At 60.8% G+C, this 1,133-nt stretch carries 2 protein-coding genes; one reads left to right on the top strand and one right to left on the bottom strand.

The window, feature by feature from the left end:
- Positions 1-174: 174 nt before the first annotated feature.
- The gene (locus D8U73_RS14010; RefSeq protein WP_056855275.1) at positions 175-954 is read left to right on the top strand and encodes a TSUP family transporter; all 780 of its coding nucleotides are present in this window, start codon (positions 175-177) and stop codon (positions 952-954) included.
- Here the strand turns inward: D8U73_RS14010 and D8U73_RS14005 are convergent.
- Positions 922-1,133: NUDIX domain-containing protein (locus D8U73_RS14005; RefSeq protein WP_347238997.1), on the bottom strand; the 212-nt coding region annotated here is incomplete at its 5' end. The genes D8U73_RS14010 and D8U73_RS14005 overlap by 33 nt on opposite strands.

The following is a 1,133-nucleotide window of genomic DNA, read 5'->3' as shown; positions in this document are numbered from 1 at the left end:
TGCTGACCCTTTAATGATCGTTCCCACGCTCTGCGTGGGAACGCAGCCCGGGACGCTTTGCGTCCCAGGCGCTCCGACGACAGGGCCAGACCAGTCGCCGCAGAACCTGGATATAGGTAAGATATCGGCCCTTCCCCGCAGCCCTTTGCTGCACCCGCCGATTAAGCCGATTCCATGCCTTTCGAACTCAGCGTTGACCTCACCACCCTGGCCATTCTGGCCGCAGTCGCTTTTGTTGCCGGTTTCATCGATGCCATTGCCGGCGGCGGTGGCCTGTTGACCACCCCGGCGTTGCTCACCGCTGGCCTGCCGCCGCACCTGGTGCTGGGCACCAACAAACTCAGCTCGACTTTCGGCTCGGCCATCGCCAGTTTTACCTTCTATCGCCGCAAACTGTTTCATCCAGGGCAATGGATACACGCCATTGTCGGCACCCTGGTCGGCGCGCTGAGCGGTGCGGTGGTCGCGCATTACCTGCCCGCCGAGTGGCTGAACAAGATGCTGCCGGTGATCGTCTTTGCCTGTGGTCTATATCTGTTGTTTGGCGGCACGCCGAAAGCGCCGTCAGACAACAACGCGCCCATCAAGAAAAAATGGCAATCGACCCAGGGTTTCAGCCTCGGTTTTTATGATGGCGTGGCAGGTCCCGGTACGGGGGCGTTCTGGACCGTCAGCAGCCTGTTGCTCTACCCCATCGATCTGGTGAAGGCCAGTGGCGTAGCACGCAGCATGAACTTCGTCAGTAACGCGGCGGCGCTGTCGATCTTCATTTTTTCCGGTCAGGTGGACTGGATCATCGGCCTGAGCATGGGCTCGTCGTTGATGGTCGGCGCGTTCTTCGGCGCCCGCACCGCCATCAGCGGCGGTGCAAAGTTCATACGTCCGGTGTTCATCACCGTGGTGCTCGGACTGACCGTGCGGCTAGCCTGGCAACACTGGTTCAGCGTGGCCTAATCGCCGGGCCACGTAGACATCGATCAGGTAACGGGCAATCGAGCGTGACGCCGGCAACGGCGGCAGCTCGTGCACGTTGAACCACTGGGCGTCTTCGATCTCGTCTTCCTGACAGACAATGTCCCCACCGGCATATTCGGCATGAAAGCCGAGCATCATCGAATGCGGGAACGGCCAGC

It is taken from the genome of Pseudomonas sp. Sample_22 (genome assembly GCF_004307635.1).
Classification (GTDB): domain Bacteria; phylum Pseudomonadota; class Gammaproteobacteria; order Pseudomonadales; family Pseudomonadaceae; genus Aquipseudomonas.
The sequence above is the reverse complement of the archived record's forward strand: the minus strand, read 5'-3'. Positions and strand labels throughout refer to the sequence as shown.